Here is a 9,974-nt window from a genome sequence, read left to right as displayed (position 1 = left end):
CCCGGTTCACCTGAGTCAGAAGACAGCATTTCCCAATGATGGAAAGATAGAAATTACGATTGAGAATGAAGATGAAGCGGAATTTGAGTTGGCTATTCGGATACCTGAATACGTGAAAGAGTATGGTCTTATACTGGATGGAAAGGCAATTTATCCGGAAGTTCAGAAAGGCTATGCAAAAGTAATGATTTCAGGAAAAAATCCTTCGCTGGTTTATAAATTTGCACTAGTTCCCAGAATATTGCGTGCCAATCCCCTGGTTAAAGAAGATGTGGGCAAAGTTGCAATCATGAAGGGTCCGGTTGTGTATTGCCTGGAAGAAGTGGATAATGGTAAAAATCTTCCGGCAATATTTTTGGATCCGGAGCAGGAACTGCAGGAGAGTTATGAAGAAAATTTATTAGGAGGAACTACCGTAATCCGGACAGCAGGGAAAAAAGTGATGACAGATGGGTGGCATAGTAACGAACTATATAAGGAATCTGATCTCACAATGGAAAGTATACCGTTAATGTTTGTACCCTATCCATACTGGGGGAACCGCCAGACAGGCGAAATGTTAGTATGGGTGAAAGAGTTTATCTAAGGAGGAAAAAAGATGAGAAAACGTAGTAGAGTATTAGGGGTGTTATTAGCAACAGCAATGGCGGCTGCAAGTCTTGCAGGATGCGGAGGCAGTACAGGAACTACAGAAGCAGCAAAAGATACCACAGCAGAGACAACGGCAGCGGGCACAGAAGCAGCAGAGACAGCAGCAACGGATAAAGCAGCGGATAAGGCAGCGGCTGAAACAGAAGCGGCAGATTCCGAAAAAGCAACGACAGCTGCAAGCGCAGATGCAACAGAACTGGAAATGTGGACTTTCGTGGAACTCCACGGAAATCATTTTCAGGATATGGCTGAAAAATGGAATGAAGCAAATCCGGACCGCCAGGTCAGCTTAAATGTAAATGTTCTTCCATATGAAGACATGCATAATAAACTTCAGATTGCACTTCAGTCCGGGGAAGGTGCACCGGATATCGTGGATATCGAACTTGGCAAATTTGCAAACTTCTTAAAGGGAGAACCCCAGTTAGAAGCATTAAATGATGCGATTGACCCATACAGAGAGGATATTGTAGCTTCCAGAATTGAGCTTTACAGCAAGGACGGAAAAAATTATGGTATTCCAAGCCACGTTGGTGCAACTGTTGCTTTTTATAACACAGAGATGTTAGAAGCCGCAGATATTGATTATACAACTATTAAAACCTATGCTGATTTAAAAGAAGCAGGGCTTAAGTTAAAAGAAGCAACCGGTAAATACATTATATCAGCAGATACCAGTGCATTATGGCAGTTAAATGATTTGATTGCACAGCAGAAAAAAGACTGGGTTGATGACGCAGGCAATGTAAATGTAAACATTCCGGAAGCACAAAAAGGTCTGGAAACTTTAAAAGATCTTCAGACGGCAGGTGTTGCTACAACTATTCCGGGCGGAAATCCGGATACGGAAGAAGCATACGCTTATTATAATGCAGGTGAAGTTGCTTGTGCGATTATGCCAATGTGGCAGATGTCCAGATATACAAGCTATATGACAGACTTAAAGGGTAAAATTGCAATTGCTCCTGCTCCGGTACTGGAAGAAGGAATGCCATCCTCTGTGGGCGGCGGCGGAACAGGTACTTGTGTAACCAATCAGTGCAGCGATGTTCAGCTGGCTAAGGATTTCCTTGCTTATGCAAAACTCAGTGTAGATGGAAATATTGGCTTATGGAACAATCTTGGATTTGATCCCTGCAACATGGACGTATGGTCTATGGAAGAGGTAACACATAATCCGGATAACGAATTTGTACAGTATTTTAAAAATAACCCATTTGATGTATTAAATGAAATTAAAGATCAGATCGGTCTGATCAAATCTACAGAGGCCTATCCGGCAATCAACAGTACATTCAGTGCAACTACTTTGAATGCAATCTTTGACAGCGATCAGGATATTGCTGCGGCTCTGGAAGAAGCACAGTCTCAGATTGAGAATGAATTACAGTAGGTGTCAGAAAAGACACTGGAAAGAACACATATATTTGCAATAGCCCTGAAGCATGTCTGAAAATGCTTGTCTTCGCTTTGTGGGATGTGACAGCCAAATTTAGGGGGCGTAGCAGGCTACGTTCCCTTTATTTGTATGAAAACAGGATAATTCAAATATGTGGTAGGGAATGTAAATTCCCGGGCTGACAAAAGCAAATGTTGAAAGGGGTAAAAAAATGAGTGGCAGGAAGACGGTACAGGTACAGCAGCAGGAAGAAAAGAAGTTTAATATTCGGAAATTACTATATTCTCAGAAAATAGCACCATATGTGTTCATACTTCCGTTTGTCTTAACGTTTTTAATATTTTGGCTGTTTCCGTTGGCGAAGGCCGGAGTTATGAGTTTCCAGGAGGTTTTGCCGGGACAGACATCCTTTGTTGGAATAAAAAACTATAGTAAATTAGCAGGCGACAATATCTTTAAGATTGCTCTATGGAACAGTCTGAAATATATGATTGGAACACTGATTCTTTTGATTCCAATTCCAATGCTGCTTGCGTACATGATTAACAGCAAACTAATGTCGGCAAAAGAGATGTTCAAATCTGTATTTTTTGTTCCGATTCTTACTTCTATCGTAGTAGCGGGTACCATTTTCCGTCTGATGTTTGGTGAAATGGACTCCGCGTTTATGAACAGTATTATGAATGCGCTGGGATTAGAGCCGGTAAAATGGCTAAAAAACAGTTTTACGGCTTATGTGGCATTGCTGTTTCTTGCCTGCTGGAGGTGGATGGGTGTTAATATGCTGTATTTTATTTCCGGATTAAACGGCATTCCTACAGAACTTTATGAGTCGGCATCCATTGACGGTGCTTCATCCTTTAAGAAGTTTATTTATGTGACACTGCCAATGTTAAAACCTACGATTACCTATGTTCTTACCATTAGTATCTATGGCGGTTTGGCAATGTTTACAGAGAGCTATATGCTGTGGGCGGGAAAGGATTCCCCTCAGAATATCGGTCTTACCATTGTCGGCTACCTGTATCGGCAGGGAATCCAGAAAAATGAAATGGGCTATGCGGCAGCCGTAGGTGTGATTCTGCTGGCGATCACCATGATTATCAATATTGCACAGCTGACGTTTTCAGGCATGTTTAAGAAGGAGGACTAATGAGATGGCACGGCAAAATGTGGGTGGAAAAACAAAAATAATATGGATGAAAATCTTCTTATTAGTATTCTTTACGCTGTTGGCAATAGTAATTCTGGTACCATTTGCAGCAATGGTCATCGCCAGTTTTAAAGATGGAAAAGAACTGATCCAGTATGGACTTAACTTAAAGATTGAACCGGATAAAATGAGCCTTAAGAATTACGTTTATCTGTTTACCGGAGAGCACAGCTATTTTACCTGGTTTATCAACAGTGTATTCCTGACTGTGGTGCAGGTAGTATTAACTTTGCTGGTGAGTGCCTGTGTGGGTTACGGATTTGCTGCTTATAATTTTAAAGGAAAAAATTTCTTCTTTGTCTGTGTACTTCTGATCTTAATGGTACCATTTGAAATACTGATGCTGCCTTTGTATAACCAGATGATCGGCATGAAGCTTAGTAATACTTATACAGGAATTGTACTGCCGTTTATGGCAAATGCTTCAACGATATTCTTCTTCCGCCAATATCTTGAGGGAATCCCCAAAGAGCTGATTTCGGCGGGACGTGTAGATGGAGCTACGGAATACGGCATATTTGTAAAATTGATTTTCCCAATCATGAAACCGGCAATGGCTTCTATGGCAATATTAAATGGTATGACTTACTGGAATAACTTTCTCTGGCCGCTGTTAATTTTAAGGGATGATAAGAAATATACCCTGCCAATCGGTCTGAATACTTTACTGACACCTTATGGAAATAACTATGATCTGCTGATTGTGGGTTCCTGCTTCTCGGTAATTCCTATATTAATTCTGTTTCTTTGTTTTCAGAAGTATTTTATAGAAGGAATGGTAGCCGGAGCGGTGAAGGGTTAAGCGCGTCCAGAAAAGGATTACGGCACCGCCTAATGGTGCAGTATTGTAAGTGCCAGCGGCATACTTACAGGTAATGTTGAAAAAATATGAAATAGAAAGGCAGTGTTGCAGGCAGGCTATTTGCAGCAGATATAAAGTGCCGGCATGCCAGCAATATGCAGTGGATATCAATATGAATAAAAATGCAAAAATGATAATCGATAAAAGTTTCCGGATTGCAGAAATAGATAAGAGAATTTATGGTTCTTTTATTGAGCATCTGGGAAGGGCTGTTTATAACGGAATTTATCAGCCGGGACACCCAACCGCAGATGAAGACGGATTTCGCAGAGATGTTCTGGATCTGGTAAAAGAGTTAAAGGTTCCCCTGATCCGGTACCCGGGCGGAAATTTCGTGTCCAATTATTTCTGGGAAGATGGCGTAGGCCCTGTGGAACAGCGTAAAAAACGTCTGGAACTGGCATGGCGGAGCCTGGAAACAAACGAAGTGGGGCTAAATGAATTTGCAAAGTGGGCAAAGAAGGTTGATGCGGATATCATGATGGCTGTGAATCTGGGAACCAGAGGCATTGCTGATGCATGTAACCTGCTGGAGTATTGCAATCATCCGTCCGGAACGTATTACAGTGACTTAAGAAGAAGCCATGGAGTGGAAGAGGCATATGGAATTAAGACCTGGTGCCTGGGAAATGAGATGGATGGAGAATGGCAGATCGGACATAAGACGGCGGATGAGTATGGACGCCTGGCTGCAGAAACGGCCAAGGCAATGAAACTGATTGATTCGTCTATAGAAATGGTTAGCTGCGGAAGTTCCTTTGCGGCGATGCCGACATTTCCGGAGTGGGAAGCGGCAACACTGAATCATACTTACGATTTCGTGGACTATATATCTCTGCATCAATACTATGGAAATACCATGAATGATACGGCAGATTATCTGGCGCTGACCATGGATATGGAACATTTTATACATACGGTAGTGTCTGCCTGTGACTATATTAAGGCAAAGAAGAGAAGTAAAAAGGTAATGAATTTAAGCTTTGATGAATGGAATGTATGGTTTCACTCATCGGAAGCAGATGACGATACCATGAAGAACCGTCCATGGCAGAAAGCGCCTCATTTACTGGAGGATATCTATACATTTGAAGATGCGCTGATGGTGGGCTTAATGCTGATTATGCTGTTAAAACACGCAGACCGTGTCAAAGTGGCATGTCTGGCTCAATTAGTAAATGTTATTGCACCGATTATGACGGAAGATGACGGGGGAGTGTGGAAGCAGACGATTTTCTATCCATTTCTTCATGCGTCTCTGTATGGAAGGGGAACTGCACTTTTGCCGGTTCTGGATACTCCAAAGCACGATACCATCGGTCATTGCGATGTTACAGATATTGAATCGGTTGCGGTTTACCGGGAAGAAAAAGAAGAGGTTACCATATTTGCGGTGAACCGGAATATTCACGAAGATATCACCATGAGCTGTGATTTAAGAAGCTTTGCGGGATACGATATTTTAGAACATATTATTATGGAAGAGGGTGACTTAAAGACAGTAAATGCTTATGGAAGGGAACGTGTTCTGCCGAAGAACAGCAAGGAATCGGATATGGATGAGGGAATTCTAACCGCAAAATTACATAAGGCTTCATGGAATGTAATCCGGTTGGGGAAACAGGGAAGGTAAACGAAAGAGGAACGAGGAGGTTCGCGAATGAAAAAGAAACGATTGGTGAATGGGGCTGTTAAGGTAACTGCATCGGCATTGGCAATGGCGATGATGATAACATCTGTACCTCTGCCGGGTCTGACAGGGACAGATACGGTATATGCAGCAGAGAAAGCCGCAGAAACAGATGAATTTTTTATAGCACCGGATGGGGAAAGACCTAATAATGTAGCAGGGAGCGCAGATGTTTCCACCAGTTATGTATCAGGCTGGGAAACCCTTACTGCTGTAAATGACGGAAAAGTATCAAAGACTTCCGGGACAGGAAAAGAAGAAACCGGTGCATGTTATGGTTCCTGGGGGAATCCGGCTAAACCAGCCAGTGAAACATTGACATATACCTGGGAAAATGAAGTGGAACTAAACAGCAGCGGAATTTATTTCTGGTATGACGGGGACGAACCTGATTCCGGTGGTATTAAAATTCCGAAATCCTGTAAATATGAATACATGGATGCGGATGGTAACTTTGTAGAAGTTGGAAACGCAAAGGGTCTTGGCTGCAGGGCGGATGGGTTCAATATTACAACATTTGATACAGTGAAGACAAAAGGTCTGAGAGTGACCATAGAAAAACAGAAAGCTGATGAAAATGGAGTCGGCGTTATTGAATGGGAAGCATATGGTAAGGTGATGCCATTTAATATTGCGCCAAGAGCAGAGGCATCTGCAAGCATTAACCGTCCCGAGGATCTGGGCGGCATAGATGCTCTGAATGATGAAGCAGAACCGGCAGCATCTGCAGGTGCGGGAGACGGGCTGGTCTGGCACAGCTGGACAAATGAAGGACAGATGGCATATGTGCAGTACACCTGGCAGAAAGAAGCTGTGATTGACAGCACCGAAATATACTATTTTACAGATAATGGAGGAATCCTTGCGCCGGAGAAGACGGTAGTGGAATACTGGGATGCCGCAGCTGGAGATTGGGCAGAAGCAGCCGTTGTCATTGAAAATAAACTGGATGCGTATAACGTAGTCACCTTTGACCAGCCGATTAAGACGAATCAGCTGAAACTGACTATGACGCCGCAGGGATACGGAACACCCGAAAACCATGCCGTTGGAATCAAGGAGTGGAAGGTTTTGGGAAATGCAGAAAAGCCAAGCGGTGAAGTAGAGCTTTCCAATGACTATTTTTATCTGAAGATCGGTAAATACGGACACATTGATGAGCTTAAAATTCAGGGAGACCTATATGATACCAACTATGTATTAAATGCAGAATATGCACCAACCCAGGGAGCCTCCAAAGAACATCAGTGGATGGGCGAATTAATGTTCCAGACCAAATGGGAGGGTGAGGATACCTGGACAGAATCTATGACCAGTGCCTCGGATAATGGCAGCAAAACGAGAAAGATTGAGTTAAAAGGAAATAAAGTAGAAGTTACCTATGAAGATGCTAAAGAAGATAAGGGCATTAAGGACTTCAAGCTGGTTGAGACTTATGAATTAGTGGATAATCAGATCGTATGGTCCATGACAGTCACCAATACCAAAGATAAGAATCTGATCATCGGCGACTTCGGCGTGCCAATGCCATTCAGTGAGTTCTGGCCGGGAGGAACGCAGGTTTATGAAACTTCAGTAGTGGATCATTCTTTTGTAGGACAGGATTCCAGCTATATCTATGCAAGCAGGCCAAGCGGTCAGGGTAAGTTCCTGTTATTTACACCGGATACTTCTACCGGGGCAGGATTTGAGTATCAGGATCACTGGAGAATCAACAATGGACATGCAGGCTCTGTCTGGGCACAGGACCAGGGCGGCTGGGCAAATGGATTGAATGTATTCTATATTCATTCTGATGTTATCAAGTCTACAGGAAGCAGTTATCTGGAAAACACGTCTCTGACGCTGGCACCCGGAGAGAGTAAAACATATACGTTTAAATTTACAGGTGTAGATGATGAGCAGGATATGAAAACAAAGCTTTATGAGGAAGGCATTATTGATGCGGTAGCAGTTCCAAGTATGGCATTTTCCGTTAATATGCCCGCTAAATTCTATCTGCATACTTCCTATGGAAAAGATCAGATTCAGGACATTCAGGTAAATTGTTCTCATGATACCGGTCTTTATGAAGGGCTTCAGAAATCAGTTTCCAATAAGCAGGAATGTACCAAAGAAGAGGGAACAAAAGTAGAATATCTGGAAACCGTTACACAGGATGGAGAGCAGTATCACATTTACAACTTGCAGCTTTCCTGCCTTGGTGCAAACCATGTTGAGATCACATATGATGATGGTAAGCAGACAACCCTGCAGTTCTATGCGATGGACAGCGTGGAGGATGCACTGGAACTGCATGCTGATTTTGTAACAGAGAAAACTCAGGTCAACGCACCCGGTGAAATCTATGACAAGATATTTGATGACTGGATGATGGATACAAAGTCTGTCCGCGGTGTATACGAAGGATACTTTGGCTGGGGCGATGACTGGGGATTCACCCATGGTGAATATCTGGCGGAAAAGAATGTTTACCAGCCGGTTAAAGAACAGATTACGGCAGTGGATGAGTATCTGGATACCTTTATCTGGAATGGGCTGATGAAAGAGCACCAGGAAGATTACATGGTAAATGACTGGCTGGATAATGAACCAAATAATACCGGACAGGGAATATACCGTGGTTATGCGTATCCCCATGTATACAATACATATTTCTCTATGTATAAGATCGCAGAGAAATATCCCGATATGATTGATTATGCGGAAGATAAGGGAACATATCTGCTGCGCGCCGCAAATATATTAAAGGCGTTATATAGTAAAGGAGTATCTTATAACTGGGATACCGGACTGATGGGTGAATCCACAACACCGGATATTATTGCAGCATTAGAATCAGAGGGGTATTATGACGAGGCTGCACAAGTGACCGAAATCATGGATGAAAAGTACAGCAACTTCAAAGGAAATAAATATCCATACGGTTCCGAGTATGCGTATGATAATACCGGTGAAGAAGCGGTATATACCCTTGCGAAATTAAATGACAATACGGATATGATGGGCAAGATTGACTTGAAGACCAGGGCTTGCCGCGGACTGCAGCCTATCTGGTACCACTATGGAAATCCTACTACTATCTGCGGTGAGAACTGGTGGAACTTCCAGTATACGGCATCATTAGCCGGCTATTGTATGGATGACTGGCTGAGACTTCAGGACAACGGCCTGACAGAAACTGAGATGGCAGATGCAGCCCGTGTGAACTATGCAGGAAAACTTGCAAATCTTACCTGTATAAATTCAGGACAGATCGATGCAGACCCGGAAAATATCGGCACCGTATCATGGACATACCAGTCTGAGCTTGGCAATTCCGGCGGACAGGGAACAGGCGGCGGAAGTATTCATAACGGATGGCGTCAGATGTCCGGAGAAGCAGACACAGGATTGTTTGGTGCACTGCGTATTCTGTCTTCTGATGTTTCAACGGACAATATCTTTGGATTATTCGGATATGGCTGCGAAGTAAGTGAAGAGGGCGGTTTCTATCAGGTGACACCGTTAGACGGAGTTTATACCAGACTGAACTTTATCAACCAGAAACTCTCTATTGAGCTTGACAGAGATCAGTATACCCGGGCCAAGGTAAGTAAGGACAGTAATTACGTTGAATTAAATGTCAGAAACCTGGAAGTTTCCGAGCATAAATCTGACATTGAATTTACGGGATTAAAACCGGGATCTTATCAGATTAAGGTAAATGGCAATGTAACAGGCAGTTTCCAGTATATTGGAGAGGAAACAACTGTTGTATCCGTTCCGCTTCCGGCGGCAGAGACAGCAAGCGTTGTGATTAAAGAAGGAGAACCGTTGGAAAATACAGCTCCGGCTGTGGATGCAGGGAAAGACTTAAATGTGTATTTATCAGATACTTACCGATTGGAAGGCGCTGCAAAGGATGACGGATATCCAAACATGACGCTCACCAGCTTATGGGAAGTAACCTCGAAACCGGAAGGGGCTAACGTTACCATTGCAAACCCCGATAAGTTAATTTCCGGCATTTCCGTAGATAAAGCAGGAACATATCAGTTGAAGTTATCAGTAAGTGACGGTGCTTTAAGTGCAGAAGATACTTTAACCCTCGTTGTAAAAGAGGATGAAAAGTTACCGGAAGTTCTGGCTAATTATGAATTTGAAGAAGTGGATGTAT

General features: G+C 43.0%; 5 protein-coding genes and 1 pseudogene. All 6 read left to right on the top strand.

Features of this window, described 5'->3' with window-relative positions; translation table 11 throughout:
- Nucleotides 1–586: pseudogene (locus tag RHS_RS25215) on the top strand (beta-L-arabinofuranosidase domain-containing protein); the annotation flags it as partial.
- Between the two features lie 12 nt (nt 587–598).
- Complete coding sequence (locus tag RHS_RS25210) at nt 599–2,044, top strand: extracellular solute-binding protein (protein ID WP_047834734.1); 1,446 nt, start codon at nt 599–601, stop codon at nt 2,042–2,044.
- 217 nt (nt 2,045–2,261) lie between these two features.
- On the top strand, nt 2,262–3,203 hold the full coding sequence (locus RHS_RS25205; RefSeq protein WP_047834733.1) for a carbohydrate ABC transporter permease: 942 nt from the start codon (nt 2,262–2,264) through the stop codon (nt 3,201–3,203).
- A 4-nt stretch (nt 3,204–3,207) separates the two neighbouring features.
- Nucleotides 3,208–4,065, top strand: a complete 858-nt coding sequence (locus RHS_RS25200; protein ID WP_044296927.1) for a carbohydrate ABC transporter permease — start codon at nt 3,208–3,210, stop codon at nt 4,063–4,065.
- Nucleotides 4,066–4,237: 172 nt separating this feature from the next.
- Nucleotides 4,238–5,758, top strand: a complete 1,521-nt coding sequence (locus RHS_RS25195; RefSeq protein WP_047834737.1) for an alpha-L-arabinofuranosidase C-terminal domain-containing protein — start codon at nt 4,238–4,240, stop codon at nt 5,756–5,758.
- A 27-nt stretch (nt 5,759–5,785) separates the two neighbouring features.
- Nucleotides 5,786–9,974: DUF5695 domain-containing protein (locus tag RHS_RS25190; RefSeq protein ID WP_395023532.1), on the top strand; the 4,189-nt coding region annotated here is incomplete at its 3' end.

Origin of the sequence: Robinsoniella sp. RHS (assembly GCF_001029355.1) — a bacterium.
GTDB classification, from domain to species: Bacteria; Bacillota; Clostridia; order Lachnospirales; family Lachnospiraceae; genus Robinsoniella; species Robinsoniella peoriensis.
Note: the sequence above shows the minus strand (reverse complement) of the source record. Positions and strands in the feature narration are given on the sequence as shown.